Annotated in this window: 12 protein-coding genes; 6 read left to right on the top strand and 6 right to left on the bottom strand. The window is 66.5% G+C overall.

Going from position 1 to position 13,013, the window contains the following annotated elements; genetic code table 11:
* Nucleotides 1-61: 61 nt before the first annotated feature.
* The 3 genes from IM778_RS14890 to iolC are packed head-to-tail and all read right to left on the bottom strand — an operon-like array spanning nt 62 to nt 3,531.
* Entirely contained in the window at nt 62-1,627 is a 1,566-nt protein-coding gene (locus IM778_RS14890; RefSeq protein WP_194409603.1) for a CoA-acylating methylmalonate-semialdehyde dehydrogenase, read from the bottom strand.
* 30 nt (nt 1,628-1,657) lie between these two features.
* The gene (locus tag IM778_RS14885; RefSeq protein ID WP_194409602.1) at nt 1,658-2,572 is read right to left on the bottom strand and encodes a class I fructose-bisphosphate aldolase; all 915 of its coding nucleotides are present in this window, start codon (nt 2,570-2,572) and stop codon (nt 1,658-1,660) included.
* A complete protein-coding gene (gene iolC, locus IM778_RS14880) occupies nt 2,569-3,531 on the bottom strand; it encodes a 5-dehydro-2-deoxygluconokinase (RefSeq protein ID WP_194409601.1) in 963 nt (320 codons plus the stop codon). Before iolC ends, IM778_RS14885 begins: the two co-directional genes overlap by 4 nt.
* A gap of 179 nt (nt 3,532-3,710) precedes the next feature.
* Between iolC and IM778_RS14875 the strand changes: the two genes are divergently transcribed.
* Nucleotides 3,711-4,472 (top strand): GntR family transcriptional regulator, encoded by a 762-nt coding sequence (locus IM778_RS14875; RefSeq protein WP_194409600.1) that lies wholly within the window; start codon nt 3,711-3,713, stop codon nt 4,470-4,472.
* 45 nt (nt 4,473-4,517) lie between these two features.
* Here IM778_RS14875 and IM778_RS14870 read toward each other — a convergent pair whose 3' ends face one another.
* Together IM778_RS14870 and IM778_RS14865 are read right to left on the bottom strand one after the other, a co-directional pair.
* A complete protein-coding gene (locus IM778_RS14870) occupies nt 4,518-5,564 on the bottom strand; it encodes a Gfo/Idh/MocA family oxidoreductase (protein WP_194409599.1) in 1,047 nt (348 codons plus the stop codon).
* Between the two features lie 148 nt (nt 5,565-5,712).
* On the bottom strand, nt 5,713-6,501 hold the full coding sequence (locus tag IM778_RS14865; protein WP_228484586.1) for a TIM barrel protein: 789 nt from the start codon (nt 6,499-6,501) through the stop codon (nt 5,713-5,715).
* Nucleotides 6,502-6,761: 260 nt separating this feature from the next.
* On the opposite strand from IM778_RS14865, the gene IM778_RS14860 reads away from it, so the two are divergent.
* From IM778_RS14860 to IM778_RS14845, 4 genes are all read left to right on the top strand, one after another.
* Nucleotides 6,762-7,745, top strand: a complete 984-nt coding sequence (locus IM778_RS14860; RefSeq protein ID WP_194409598.1) for a sugar ABC transporter substrate-binding protein — start codon at nt 6,762-6,764, stop codon at nt 7,743-7,745.
* Between the two features lie 61 nt (nt 7,746-7,806).
* A complete protein-coding gene (locus IM778_RS14855; protein WP_194409597.1) occupies nt 7,807-8,853 on the top strand; it encodes an ABC transporter permease in 1,047 nt (348 codons plus the stop codon).
* Nucleotides 8,850-9,746 (top strand): ATP-binding cassette domain-containing protein, encoded by an 897-nt coding sequence (locus tag IM778_RS14850; RefSeq protein WP_194409596.1) that lies wholly within the window; start codon nt 8,850-8,852, stop codon nt 9,744-9,746. Before IM778_RS14855 ends, IM778_RS14850 begins: the two co-directional genes overlap by 4 nt.
* A 152-nt stretch (nt 9,747-9,898) precedes the next feature.
* The gene (locus IM778_RS14845; protein ID WP_194409595.1) at nt 9,899-10,909 is read left to right on the top strand and encodes a LacI family DNA-binding transcriptional regulator; all 1,011 of its coding nucleotides are present in this window, start codon (nt 9,899-9,901) and stop codon (nt 10,907-10,909) included.
* A 214-nt stretch (nt 10,910-11,123) separates the two neighbouring features.
* On the opposite strand, the gene IM778_RS14840 is transcribed toward IM778_RS14845, so the two are convergent.
* Nucleotides 11,124-11,759, bottom strand: coding sequence for a hypothetical protein (locus IM778_RS14840; RefSeq protein WP_194409594.1), 636 nt, complete (start codon nt 11,757-11,759; stop codon nt 11,124-11,126).
* 193 nt (nt 11,760-11,952) lie between these two features.
* Here IM778_RS14840 and IM778_RS14835 point away from each other — a divergent pair, with 193 nt between their 5' ends.
* Nucleotides 11,953-12,921 carry a ThuA domain-containing protein gene (locus IM778_RS14835; RefSeq protein ID WP_228484584.1) on the top strand — a complete coding sequence of 323 codons (969 nt, stop codon included), beginning with the start codon at nt 11,953-11,955 and terminating at the stop codon, nt 12,919-12,921.
* Nucleotides 12,922-13,013 lie beyond the last annotated feature (92 nt).

The following is a 13,013-nucleotide window of genomic DNA, read 5'->3' as shown; positions in this document are numbered from 1 at the left end:
ATTGTCGTGGACGGATGCCGCGGCCGCGAGTCCTCGCGGCTGCGGCCGCGGCACCCACCGGTCAGTGGTTCTGGGGGAAGCCGAGGTTGATGCCGCGGGTATCTGAAAGGCTGCGTGTGGCGGGGTCGAGCCAGCGGGCGGTGATGGCCTTCTCGCGGGTGAAGAAGTCGAAGCCGTGCATTCCGTAGGCTTTCGCGTCGCCGAACAGGGACTGCTTCCAGCCGCCGAAGGAGTGGTAGGCGACGGGGACGGGGATGGGCACGTTGATGCCGATCATGCCGACCTGTACTTCGTTCTGGAAGCGGCGGGCGGCGCCGCCGTCGTTGGTGAAGATCGCGGTGCCGTTGCCGAATTGGCCGGAGTTGATCAGGTCGAGTCCTTCGTCGTAGGAGTCGACGCGGATGACGGAGAGGACCGGTCCGAAGATCTCCTCGGTGTAGGCGCGGCTGCTGGTGGGGACGCGGTCGAGGAGGGTGGGGCCGAAGAAGAACCCGTCCTCGTGTCCGTCGACGGTGTATCCGCGGCCGTCGACGACGATCGTCGCGCCGTCTTGCTCGGCGATATCGACGTAGGACGCGACTTTGTCGCGGTGCACGTCGGTGATGAGCGGGCCCATGTCGGGCTCGACACCGTCGGCGCCGGCACCGTTGCCGATGCGGAGCTTGCCGATGCGGTCCTGGATCTTGGCGATGAGGTCGTCGGCGACCGGCTCGACGGCCAGCACGACCGAGATGGCCATGCAGCGCTCTCCGGCGGCGCCGTAGCCGGCGTTGACCGCTTGATCGGCGACCAGGTCGAGATCGGCGTCGGGAAGGACGAGCATGTGGTTCTTCGCGCCGCCGAGCGCCTGTACCCGCTTGCCGTGCTTCGAGGCGGTCTCGTAGATGTACTGCGCGATCGGCGTCGACCCGACGAAGCTGATCGACTGCACGTCGGGGCTGGTGAGGAGCCCGTCGACGGCGAGCTTGTCGCCCTGAAGAACGGTGAAGACGCCGTCGGGAAGCCCCGCTTCCTTCCACAGCTGCGCCAGCCACAGCGACGCGGACGGGTCCTTCTCGCTGGGCTTGAGCACCACGGCGTTGCCGGCGGCGATCGCGATCGGGAAGAACCACATCGGCACCATCGCCGGGAAGTTGAACGGGCTGATGATGCCCACGACGCCGAGCGGCTGCTTGATGGAGTACACGTCGATGCCGTTGGAGGCGTTCTCGGAGTAGGCGCCCTTGATCAGGTGCGGGAACCCGGTGGCCAGCTCCACGACCTCCTGGCCGCGGAGGATCTCACCCATCGCGTCCGAGCGCACCTTGCCGTGCTCGGCCGTGATGATCGCCGCGAGCTCGGCCTTGCGCGCGTTCAACAACTCGCGGAACGCGAACAGCACCCCCTGCCGCCGCGCCACCGAGTAGCCCGACCACACCTCGAAGCCACGCACCGCCGACGCGATCGCAGCATCCACCTCCGCCTCATCGGCCAACGCGACCTGCGCGCTGACCGCACCCGTCGCCGGGTTGAACACCGGCGCCGTGCGACCACTCGCCGACGCGTGCTCCGCCCCATCGATCCAATGTCCGATTGTGACTGACGTGGTGGTGTCCGATGCCGCGGCGGAGTCTGCGGTGATAGTCATGGGTACTCCTTAGAGAGTGGGGATAGGGGGTCAGAGGGTCGCGTGCACACCGGCGGTGTGGACGAGCCCCGCGGCAGTGTCGACGGCCGCTGCGACGTCTCCATCTGGCGGGTAAAGGAGCGTTCGGCCGACCGTGAGGCCGCGAACGCCGGGGAGGGCGAGGGCGTCTTCCCAGGCGGAGAAGGTCTCGTCCGGGTCGGCGCCGGAATCTCCGCCAAGAAGCAGGGTGGGGAGGGTGGTGGACTCCATCACGCGTTCCATGTCCGGAACGACGGGCAGCTTCATCCACGTGTGGGTGCTGCTCGCGCCCAGCCCGGCCGCGATGGCAACCGACAGGATCACGGCGTCCGCGGACAGGTCGTTGACGATGCGACCCTCCTCCCAGCGGCTCATGAATGGCTCGAGCATGATGGGAAGGCCCGCAGCAGCCGCAGCCGTGACAGCATCCGCGGTGGCTTGCAGTGTCGGAGCCGTGGCCGGGTCCTCGAGGTTTATTCGGATGAGGGCTTTCGCGAAGTCGATTCCGGACTCGACCATGCGGGGGACGTCGTAGGCGGTGTAGCGGTCGTCCATCTCGAACCTCGCCCCGCGCAGCCCGCCTCGGTTCATGGACCCGACGACGAGCTTGTCGTCGAGTAGGGACAGTGCGGCGAGGTCGTCGATGATGTCGGGGGTGGCGAGCACACCATCCACTCCGGGGCGGCTGAGCGCGACTGCCAGGCGCTCGAGCAGGTCGTAGCGGTTGGCCATTGCGGAAGCGTCGGGGCCGACCGCGAGTGCGCCTCGCGCAGGGTGGTCAGCGGCGACGATGAAGAGCCTGTCGTCTCCGCGAAGTACTTCTCGCCGCGTCCGCTCCGAAAGCGCGCGTTTGATGATCTCCGGATCCTTCGCCCGCACATCACGCAGGCGTTCGAAGTCCTCCGCCGTGAGAATGCCGATGGTCATGCGCGCGCTCCCGTCTCGAGAATGGCGGCCACTTCCGACTCGTGGGGCATCGCTGTGGAGCATTCGAGGCGACCGGCGACGATCGCGCCGGCCACGTTGGCGAAGCGGAGTACTCGCTCCAGCTCCCATCCCGCGAGGAGTCCATGGCACAGCGCGCCCCCGAACGCATCACCCGCGCCGAGGCCGTTGACGACGTCCACCGGATACGGCGGAACCTCGACGGTCTCGGTTGCCGTCTTTGCGAGGACGCCGCGCGGACCCTGCTTGACGACAGCAAGCTGGACACCGCGCTCCAGGAGCGCGTCGGCTGCGCGATGGGGATCGGTCTCCCCGACAGCAACCTCGCATTCCTCGCGGTTGCCGACTGCGACCGTCGCGAAGGCGAGAGCGGCCGACACTTGCGCGTGAGCGGTGTCACGGTTCGGCCAGAACATGGGCCGGTAGTCCAGGTCGAAGATCGTGAGTGGCTTGCGGCCGCGTGACGCAAGCAGGGCCTTGTGGACGGCGCGACTCGGCTCCTGACTCAGTCCCGTTGCCGTGAACCACAGCACACGGGCGGATCGAACGACGCCCTGGTCGATGTCATCGAGCGTGATGTTCAGGTCCGGGGCCATGGGCTCGCGGTAGAAGTAGAGCGGGAAGTCGTCAGGGGGAAAGATCTCGCAGAAGGTGACCGGGGTAGGGAGGTGTGGATCCGTGCTGACGTAGCGGTTGTCCACTCCGAGGTTGTCGAGTTCACGAAGCAGGTAGCGACCAAACGGGTCGTCTCCCACTCGCGAAAGCAGCGAGGAGTCGCGGCCGTACCGGGCTGCGGCAACCGAGACGTTCGCGGCACTGCCACCGAGGTATTTCCCAAAGGTCTGCACGTCTTCCAGGCCCACGCCGGACTGCAGCGGATAGATGTCCACGCCGAGCCGGCCGATGGCCAGGACGTCGAAGGGTTTCTGCGACTCAGTCATACTCCGCTGTACAACTCTCTCTTGCGGGAAGTGCGGTCGGTTCTGACGCGTGGCGCCATATGTCCTAACAATAACACATGAGTGATTCTCGTCAACCGTTTCGCTCGTGCCGATACGTATGACAAAGCGGTGACTGTGTAAGATTGTCCCGACAATAAGCCCTATCCAATTGGAACACCATGGCGAACGACGAGACAGTGTGGCCCCACGAGCTCTTCGCCGACCTGGACCGTACGGGTCCTGTGCCGCTCTACTTCCAGGTGTCCACGCGGCTCGAAGACGCCATTCGCTCGGGACGAATCGCGCCGGGGGCGCGACTTGAGAATGAGATAGCCATCGGCCAGCGTCTCGGGCTGTCTCGACCCACGGTGAGGCGCGCGATTCAGGAGCTCGTTGACAAAGGCCTCCTGGTGCGCCGCCGCGGGATCGGGACCCAGGTGGTGCAGGGGCAGGTGACCCGCCAGGTCGAGCTGACAAGTCTCTACGAAGACCTCCAGACAGCCCACCACGAGCCTGGGACCAGGGTCCTTGCGCACGAGCTCGTGCCGGCAACGGACACGGTCGCAGCGGGGCTGGGTGTCGCTCAGGGTGACGAAGTGGTGTTCGTCCGCCGTCAGCGCAGCACCGATGGCGTTCCCGTGGCCGTCCTCGAGAACTATCTGCCGCGGGAGTTCTCGGACATCACGACTGAACAGCTCGAGTCTCGCGGCCTGTACCAGATCCTTCGCGCTCGCGGAGTGACCATCAAGATCGCGAAGCAGAAGATCGGCGCCCGACGTGCGACCGGAGACGAGAGCGAGCTGCTCGGCATCGACAAGAGCGGTGCCGTCCTCACAATGGAGCGGATCGCGTTCGACAGCGCTGGCCGAGCGGTTGAGTTCGGACACCACTGCTACCGGCCCGACATGTACAGCTTCGAGACGACGCTCGTCGCGAAGTAGGCCTGCGCGGCCGATGAGCGCCCGCGCAGACCTACTCGAGATCGGTCAGGCCTCGAGGGCCACCGGCCGGTTCTTCTCGACAGAGGTGATGCAGGCGAGGGCGATGGCAAGCGCGGCACGGGCGTCCTCGCCGCGCGCGCCGGATACGGCTCCCGTCCGGATGGCATCGACGAACGAAACCAGTTCATCCGTGTATGCCTGGTGGAACAGGTCGATGTTCAAGCGCGTCGTCGTCGTCTCCTGGCCCGCGGCGGAGTAGTGGCGCATGCTCGTCGAGCGCACATCGCCTGCGGTGACCATCCCGGCGGAACCGAAGACCTCACCTCGGACGTCATAGCCGTAGACAGCCGAGAAGTTCGCCTCGGCAGACGCGAGTGCGCCGTTGTCGTAGCGGATGGTGACGAGCGCTGTGTCGAGCAGACCCGCCTCTCTGAATTCGGGGGCGACCAGCGCATCCGCCTTGGCGAAGACCTCGACGGCGTGCGCGCCGGGGTTGAGCCAATTGAGTGTGTCGAAGTCGTGGATCAGTGTCTCCAGGAAGATCGTCCACGGCTTGACGGCACCGGGATTGGAAAGCCCCGGATCGCGGGTCAGCGAGCGCAGCAGCTGGGGTGTACCGACGCCACCGCCTTCGACGACCGCATGCGCGGCGGCGAAGTCCGTGGAGAAGCGGCGATTGAAGCCGACCTGTAGGGGGAGACCAGCTTCGGCAGCCGCGGAGATGGCGCGGTCGGCATCCTCGAGCGTCAGCGCCATCGGCTTCTCTACGAAGACGGCTTTACCAGCGCGCGCGGCCGCAACCACCAGGTCAGTGTGCGTGAATGCGGGCGACGAGATCACGACGCCGTCGACCGCTGTGTCTGCGAGCAGGTCGGCGCTGTCGAGGTAGGCCTTGGCAACGCCCAGCGGCGAAGCGACGCGTTCGGCCGCGCCCGGCTGCGGATCTGCGACGGCCTCCAAGACGGCGCCGGGGATACGCTGCGCGATGGTCTCGGCGTGGAACTTGCCGATCCAGCCCGAGCCGATAAGCCCGAGCCGTACCGTGCCCGACCGCTCGTCCACCCTGGACGCCTGCGTGGTGGTCTGGCTCATTGAGGTCTCCTTGTCTCCGGCGCCGGCGACGGGGACCGTCGACATCGACACCCTGGTGCGGTTCACGCCGCTTTCGGTAAAGGCTCCTACCTTTGTCCTGACAATAGCACGAAGATCTGGCACGTGCTAGTGCCGCTGATCGACGAGGTCACCCAGCGACGGTAAACGCGTCGCGGAAGCGCTCCAGTGCCACATCGGAGTCGCCCGAGGGCCACGCCTCCAGTGCGACGACGCCGTCGTAGCCGGCCCCTGTGAGCGCCTTCGCCACGTTCCGGTAGTTGATCTCGCCAGTGCCGGGCTCGAAGCGGCCCGGATTGTCGGCAACCTGGATCTCGCCCACCCAGGGGAGCACTTCACGTGTCCGCTCGATGAGGTTCCCCTCGTCGATCTGTGCGTGGTACAGGTCGAAGTTCATCCGCAGGCCCGCGCTGTTCACTGCCTGGACCAGTTGGACGGTCTCCTCCGAGCGAGCGAACGGTGTGCCCGGGTGGTCGACGCGTGTATTGAGGTTCTCGAGCGTGAAAGTGCGCCCCGCCTCCTCTCCCAGCTCGGCGAGTCGGCGAAGACTGTCGACAGCCCGGAGCCAATCGCTCCCCGACGTGCTCCAACGCGGGGCCACCGGCAGTCCACGGTCATCAAGGCCGGTGCCGTGTACGTTCAGCCGCGGGCAGTCCAGCTCGGCTGCGACCTCGAGGGAGCGACGAGCAGAGCTGAGTAGGGCCTCGACCCCATCGACGTCGATCAGATCACCGCTGATGTATCCGGTCATGGACGAGAACTGAGCTCCGCTCGTGGCGAGGGCGGGAATGTCCTTCGCCGTCCAGTCCCAGATCTCAACGAGGAAGCCGGCTTGATGGATGGCGTCTACTCGCTCCAGGAACGGGCGCTCCCCGTAGAGCATCTCGGCATTGGCGGCAAGCGTGAATGGGCAGGCCACGTCTCTCCCTTCGGTGATCGCGATCGCCGTACCGGGACCGCTGTGCCTGACCGAGGCGACTGCCCAGGACTAGGACGCGGATGAGGGACGTCGTCGTCGAGCAATCTCTCGGGTGTTGTAGCACTTCAAACTAGCACGTGCCAGCATTCTTGACAGAATGTATTGACAAATAGACTCCAGTGATTCACACTCGACCCACGACAGAGACGTCGCCCGAGGAGCACTCGACGTCGATTCGTCCTCACCGAAAGGGAAATCACATGAAGAAGCGCTTGTGGAGCGGCATCGCACTTGCCGCCGCAGCCACCCTGGCCCTCACCGCTTGTTCCGGCACCGGCCAGGAGACCGACAATGGCGGCGGCGACGACACCGCCAGCGAATCCAAGGGATTCACGTATGCGGTCGTAACCCACTCGGGCCCCGGCGACGCCTTCTGGGATCGCGTCAAGTCGGGCGCTGAGCAGGCCGGCCGCGACTACGGAGCCGAGGTCCTCTATAACAACGACCCCGACCCTGCCAAGCAGTCGCAGCTCATCGACAACGCAGTCGCGCAGGGCGTGGACGGCATCGTCGTCTCGATGGCCAACCCGGACGGTCTCCAGACGAGCATCGAGGCTGCCGTCGAGGCCGGCATCCCCGTCGTCACCATCAACTCCGGCATGAGCCGATCCGCCGAGTTCGGCGCGCTGACCCACGTCGGCCAGGACGAGAGCATCGCGGGCGCCGCGGTGGGCGAGCGCCTGAGCGACGAAGGGCTCACCAACGTCCTATGCGTCATCCAGGAGGCTGGAAACGTCGCCCTCGAGGAGCGGTGCCGCGCGACCGCCGGATCGTTCAGCGGAACCGTCGAGAACCTTCAGGTCGACGGCACCAACGACGCCGAGGTGAAGGCGACCATCAAATCCAAGCTGCAGGCCGACCCCTCCATCGACGGAGTTCTCACCCTGGGTGGCCAGTACGGAATCGACGCGGTAGGCGCTGTCGAAGAGTTGGGCAGCAGCGCGAAGGTCGCCACCTTCGACCTCTCAGAAGACGTCGTCAGCGCAGTCGAAGACGGGACGATCCTGTTCGCTGTCGACCAGCAGCCTTACGTTCAGGGCTTCATGGGCGTGACCGCGCTGTACCTGAAGAGCCTCAACGGCAACGACCTCGGAGGCGGCCAGCCGATCTACTCCGGCCCCGCGTTCGTCACGTCCGAGAACGCCGCACAGGTCGCGGAGTTCGCCGCGAACGGCACGCGCTAGTCGAACATCGGTCGGGCGAGGGACACCTCGCCCGACCGAATGGCTGAAAGGAATCCCACACGTGACTACGACAGACATCGTCACCATCGCGAACCGACCACGGCTCGAGCGGCAACCGATCCGCCGCCTCCTCGCACGCCCCGAGGTCGGCGCCCTCGTCGCCGCACTCGCCGTCATGATCTTCTTCTCGGTGTACACCGACAAGTTCATGACCCTCGCGGGCGCGGGTGTCTGGCTCGAGTCGGCCTCCACCTTCGGGATCATGGCCGTCGCCGTGGCGCTGCTCATGATCGGTGGCGAGTTCGACCTCTCCGCGGGCGTGATGACCGGCTTCACCGCTCTCATCGTCGGCGTGCTCACGACCCACTACGGCTTGAACATCTGGGTGGCCGTGCTCGTCGCTCTCGTAGCGGCGCTCGCGGTAGGCGCACTCAACGGCTATCTCGTGATGCGCACCGGACTCCCCAGCTTCATCGTCACCCTGGGTACGTTCTTCGTCATCGCGGGCATCGACCTCGCGGTCACCAAGCTCATCACCGGCCAGGTGGCCATCCAGGGCATGACGAAGGTCCCGTTCTACGAAACCATCCAGCCCCTCTTCGGCTCCTCGATCAGGATCGGAACCGGCACGTTCTACATCTCGGTGCTCTGGTGGTTCATCGTGACCGCCATTGCGACGTGGGTTCTCCTTCGCATGCGCGCCGGAAACTGGATCTTCGCGGTCGGTGGTGCTGCCAACTCCTCGCGCCAGGTCGGCGTGCCGATCCTCAAGACGAAGATCGGCCTGTTCATGACGACCGCGGGGGCCGCGTGGCTGGTCGGAATGATCTCCCTCTTCCGGACCTCCACAGTTCAGGCGAACACCGGTGTCGGACAGGAGTTCATCTACATCATCTGCGCTGTGGTCGGCGGCTGTCTTCTGACGGGCGGATTCGGCTCCGCCATCGGCGCGGCTCTCGGTGCGCTCATCTACGGCATGGTCTTCCAGGGCATCACCTTCGCGCAGTGGGACACGAACTGGCTCCGCACATTCCTGGGAGCAATGCTGTTGCTTGCCGTGTTCCTCAATCACTGGGTCCGACTGCGCGCGAGCGGAGCTTCGAAATGACAACGACTGCCACACCCGATACGCCGGTCCTGGAAGTTCGCGACGTCGCAAAGCGATACGGAGCCATCAACGCGCTTCACGGTGTCTCCACCGTCGTCAGCGCCGGCCGCGTCACGTGCGTCCTTGGCGACAACGGCGCTGGAAAGTCGACGTTCATCAAGATGCTGGCCGGCGCGCACGCTCCGACGGAAGGCGAGATCCTCCTCGACGGCGAACCAGTCACGTTCTCGTCGCCGCGCGATGCACTCGACGCCGGTATCGCCACGGTCTACCAAGACCTCGCCGTCGTCCCCCTGATGCCCGTCTGGCGGAACTTCTTCCTCGGCTCGGAGCTGACCAAGGGCTGGGGGCCGTTCCGCCGTCTGGACGTGAAGCAGATGAAGGAGATCACCTACGTCGAACTGGCGAACATGGGCATCGACCTCCGCGACGTCGACCAGCCCATCGGGACTCTCTCCGGTGGAGAGCGACAGTGCGTGGCCATCGCGCGCGCCGTCTACTTCGGAGCTCGGGTCCTGATCCTCGATGAGCCGACGGCCGCCCTCGGGGTCAAGCAGTCCGGCGTCGTGCTCAAGTACATCGCCCGCTCGCGGGACCGCGGGCTCGGCGTGGTCTTCATCACGCACAACCCGCACCACGCGTACCCGGTCGGCGACCGCTTCCTCCTGCTGAATCGGGGCACCAGCCTGGGGGACTACGAGAAGAAGGATCTGACACTGGCCGAACTCACCAGTCTGATGGCCGGCGGTGCGGAACTCGAGTCCCTCGCGCACGAACTCGAGCGAACCATGGGCGCCGAGTCGGACGTCGTTCGCGAGATCGAACGTGAGGCGGACGCGATCCCTGCCGCGCTGCGCGCCGAGGACGAAGGCGCGTCGGCGTCCGCGGTGTGATCTGACCTCATGGTGAACCGCGATCTCGGGCCGGGACGGCAATGCCGCCCCGGCCCGAGTGCATCTGGAACAATCGGCCAGAAGGCAAGGCAGACATGACGGATGACAGCGGGGAATCGGTCTCGGGGGCGAGGGCGCGAGAGCGTCCGACCATGAAGGACATCGCCGAGCATGTGGGGATGTCGCGCCAACTCGTGTCCATCGTTCTGCGCAACGCGCAGGGAGCGAGCGAGGCGTCGCGGCAACGGGTCATAGAAGCTGCCCGCGAACTGGGCTACTACCCGGACGAATCTGCGCGTCTCCTTCGTCAAAGGCGCAGCGGACAGCTGGGCGTACTCTTCACGATGCGGCAACCGTTCGAGGTCGACCTCGTCGATGCACTGTACGGACAGGCCGCGGACTACGGATACCGGCTGGTCCTCAGCACCGTCGGGCTGGGACGGTCCGAAGGTACCGCGCTGGATGAGCTGATGCGACAGCGCATCGAAGCCCTCATCGTCCTGACGACCGAGTCTCGCGACGGCATCATCCGGCGACTGCCCTCCGGCGTACCGATCGTCCTCCTCGGGGGCCCGCAAGCGACCGGTCGGCACGATGAGGTGCACGTCGAGAACGGACAAGGCATGGCGCTCGCCGTGCGCCACCTCGTCGAACTCGGGCACAGCCGCATCACCTACGTCGGGCCATTTGCGGGTCCGAATGCGGCGGAACGACTGGAGGGCTACAAGACGTCGATGCGTTCCCAGGGTCTCCACCACGCCATCGACGCGATCGAGGCGGACTACACCGAGGAGGCGGGATACGCCGCGGCGCAGGAACTTCTCCACCGTGACAGCCGGTCGTCAGCGCTCGTCTGTGCGAACGACCGGTGCGCGTTCGGGGTGATGGAGACCTTCCTGCGTGAAGGAGTGCGCGTGCCAGAGGACATCTCCATCGTCGGGTTCGACGACAGTACTGTCGCGCGGCTTCCGTTCGTCGACCTCACCAGTGTCCAGCCCAATCCCGAGCTGATGGCACGACTCGGGTTGGAGGCCGCTGCCCGGCGTCTCGCCGATCCGGATCACTCCGACTGGTACCGCAGCGTCCCTCCCACGCTCGTGGTGCGAGGTTCGTCCTCGGCGCCGCCTAGCGGCCGTGACTTCGGCCTTCGACGAACTACGTGAGGCCGAGCACTCCATTCCTTCGGCGCGGTACCCCGATCGAGTCGTCACGCAGTTCGGGCGGCAGAGCCCATAGCGGAGCGTTCTGGTAGGCGATGGGCCGCAGATGGAGCGTTGTAGGCGGGCGGAGTTCAGGCATAGCCGAACTGCTTGCGGGTGAGGGCATCGAAGGTGCGGTCCGGCAGGAGCGGAGCGATTCCCGACCGGCCGCGGTGCGTCAGCCGCCCGGGCCGACCGGATCGATCGGCGCCCCGTCGCCGTTCTCGGGCAGATCTCCGCGCTCGACCGGCTCGGCCGGCGGCGTGGGGGCGTCGGAGAAGAGGAGTTCCAGCTCGGCGTCCGAGGGCACCTGCACGGCCTTCGCGGCGGCCAGAAGATCCGCACGCGGGGCGTCGTTCATTCCAGTCACCCGGATGAGCGCCCCGTCCCGGACCGCGACGTACTCGTGGACGCCGCCCCCGGATCGGTGCCAGACGCCGTCCTCGTCGGTGCAGGTCACCGGTTCGTCGGATGCCTCCCACAGCGGCATCTCGACGCAGGACGCTGCGGTCATCCCGCCTCGGTCCGTGCGAATGGTCACCATGGCTCCGGTGGTCGCGTTGAACCACGTGGCCGACATCCCCTCAGCAGCACCCGGCCCGACGGACTGGGGCGCCAGGTCGTAGCCCTCGACCTCGGTGGTGTACACGAGTTCCGGCGCGACGCCGAGGGCGCTCGCACGCTCGGCGATCCGGTCGGGGTCGGCGGATGCCGTGCCCGGCGTCACCGATGCGCATCCACCGAGCGCAACGGCGGCGAGCACGGCGACGACACCCGCCGTCGCCTTGGCGCGGTGCTGACGTGGGGGAGGCATGAGAGCATCCTCCCTCACACGGCCGACCCTGACGTCACGACACGGCTCCGCTGCGCCGCCCGCACCCGGGCGGCTTACTGGGTGGAACGACTTTTGCGCGGCTTCTCGGCGCGAGCCTAGATTCGCACCAGTCCCGGGGCTGGATGCGGTTCGCGTGCCCGAGGGGCCTGCAGGATCGATCAAAGGAGATCACATGAAATCGCTCATACGCTCCGGAGTCGCCCTCGTCGCCGCGGCAGCGCTCGGCGCGACCATGGTGGTCGGGGCGACCGCCGTGAGCACCGACAAGGGGAACGGGAACGGACTCGGCGGGCAGCCCGCGACCGCCAGCCAGATCTACCTCGACGACATCAAGGACTACGGCGTCTGTCGCGGAGTCGACCCCGAGTGCTACAACGCGTGGGGCAACGGCTGGACGGAGGGGGAGCAGAAGCGCATCCTCATCTGGAGCCGGACCGCCGGACCGCGTCACGCGCACCTCGGCACGCCACTCGGCGCCGGAATGAACCCGCCGCTGAACGCCAACAACGTCGCACAGGCCGCCCTCAAGGCGTGGGCGGAGGAACGTGGGATCGCGGTGGACTACACCGAGGACCTGGCGAACTTCAGCCGCCTGAACAACTACCAGGCAGTCGTGTTCCTGAGTTCCAACCGCGACACCCTCGATGACACCGCGCAGACCACGCTCATGCAGTACATCCGCGGAGGCGGAGGGTTCGTCGGCATTCACAACGCCTTCGGCGCCGAGTACCACTGGGAGTACTACGAGGGCCTGCTCGGCGGTGCCAACTTCTACAATCACGGGCCGAACCGCGAGGGCACGGTCGAGACGATCAACCACCAGGACGTGTCCACGTCCTTCCTGCCCGACACGTGGGCGTTCAAGGACGAGTGGTACAACCTGGTGCCGTATCCCAGCTTCGTCAACGTCCTGCTCGAGGTCGACCGGGCCACGAGCGAGGCGACCCCGGCCGGGCACGGCGAGCACCACCCGGTGAGCTGGTGCCAGTACTACGACGGCGGGCGGGCGTGGCTGACGACCCTCGGGCACGATGTCGCGGCCTGGACGGATGCGCCGCTGGCCGGCGACGAGTTCTTCCAGCAGCACGTGATGGAGGGGCTGGAGAGCGCCATGGGGATCAAGCCTTTCTGCTCGGCCTGAAAACCCAGTCGTCCTCAGCCGATGCGAGCGAGGGCCCGAGCCTGCGGGAGGCGGGTTCGGGCCCACTCGCTCGCGCGGCACGGCAGCCGGTC

The organism is Microbacterium cremeum, from assembly GCF_015277855.1.
In the GTDB taxonomy this organism is placed as follows: domain Bacteria; phylum Actinomycetota; class Actinomycetes; order Actinomycetales; family Microbacteriaceae; genus Microbacterium; species Microbacterium cremeum.
Note: the sequence above shows the minus strand (reverse complement) of the source record. Positions and strands in the feature narration are given on the sequence as shown.